The 1,379-nt window shown below is 73.4% G+C and carries 1 protein-coding gene and 1 pseudogene; both read right to left on the bottom strand.

Annotated features, from left to right (window positions below; genetic code table 11):
- Positions 1 to 218: pseudogene (locus F3J10_RS35650) on the bottom strand (4'-phosphopantetheinyl transferase); the annotation flags it as partial.
- Positions 219 to 266: 48 nt separating this feature from the next.
- On the bottom strand, positions 267 to 1,265 hold the full coding sequence (locus F3J10_RS35645; RefSeq protein ID WP_025101569.1) for an alpha/beta fold hydrolase: 999 nt from the start codon (positions 1,263 to 1,265) through the stop codon (positions 267 to 269).
- Positions 1,266 to 1,379 lie beyond the last annotated feature (114 nt).

The raw sequence follows: 1,379 nt of genomic DNA, 5'->3' as shown, positions 1-1,379 counted from the left end.
TCCTCGGCGCGCAGGAAGCGCGCGGCGCGGGCTCGCTCGGCCGCATCGAGCGACGCGTAGGCCGGCGCGTCGAGCGGCGTGCCGAACGCGAAATCGACTCGCCACAGCCGCACGCCCGCGCGCGCCGCCGCCTCGGGCACCGCGAGCGATACCAGCCGATGCGGCGCGAGCGCCGAAGCCTGGGGCGAGGGGGAAGCGGTCTCGAAAGCGATGGCCATGGGCGGGAAGCCGGCGCGCGGCCGGATCAGGGAAAGAAGCCGCCGATCTTACCGGATTGCGCCGGGCGAATACGCGGCCGTGCCGCCCGGGCTCGCCGGGCGGCGCAGCACTTCGCCCGGCGGCTCGTCAGGCAGGGCCGCCTCGCGCAGCCAGCGCAGCACGATCGGCCACAGCGTCGCCTCGAAGCGGCTGTGGAAAAACGCGAAATGCCCGATCGCCTCGACTCCGATCCGCCGCGGCGCGAGGTGCAGATGCGTGATCGGGCTGGCCACGTAGTAGCCGAGCAGCCGCTCGGTGGCGGCAACCGTGCCGAAGGGATCGTCGTCGATGCTGATCGCCAGCAGCGGCGCCGTGAAGCGCGTGAAGCGCGCCACCATGGCGCGCCGCTCCTCGGGCGTCTCCAGGATCGGGGCGCGCGTGTACGTGTCCTCGAAGCGCGGCCGGCTACGGCTCCACGACAGCGCCACGCCGCGCGGCACGTCCTCCATCCAGCCGAGCCGGCTCGCCGGGAAATAGCCGAACAGCCGGCTGAGCAGCGGCATGACCAGGTGCCACTTGAGCCGCATCCGGGTGCGCGTCCACTTGCCGTAGTCGCGCCAGTGCGCGGTCTGTGCGCCGACCGTCACGGCGCGCCGGATCATGCCGTTCGAGGCGGCCAGCCCGCAGGTGAAGCCGCCGATGCTGTGCGCGACCAGGTCGACCGGCTGCCAGGGGAAGCTGCGCGCCACGTATTGCAGGATCGCCTCGCTGTCGAGCCGCCCCCAGTCGAGCCAGTTGGCGCGCAGGTCTCGCAGCGAGGCGGGACGCGACTCGCCGATGCCGCGATAGTCGTAGACCAGCGCGTCGAAACCCTGGGCGAACAGCCAGGTGGCGAAGCGGAAGTAATAGCGGCAGCGCACCGCCGTGGCGCACTGGATGACGACCACCGGGCGCGTCGCATCGACGGCGCGATGGCGCCACTGATGGCCGTGCAGCACGAAGCCGTCGGCGGCCTGCACCGAGAACGGCTCGGGCGGCAGCGGCAGGCTCGGCGGAACCTCGCTCATGGTCGCGTCTCCCTCGATCGGTATCGCGCCGCGACACCCGGCGGGCGCCGCGCGGGCCGTCGCGCCCGATGCGCCCGGTGCGCCCGGTGCGCCGGTCGCAGCGGCAGCGGCAGC

Source organism: Burkholderia sp. Cy-637 (assembly GCF_011753175.1).
Taxonomy (GTDB): Bacteria; Pseudomonadota; Gammaproteobacteria; order Burkholderiales; family Burkholderiaceae; genus Burkholderia; species Burkholderia gladioli.
Note: the sequence above shows the minus strand (reverse complement) of the source record. Positions and strands in the feature narration are given on the sequence as shown.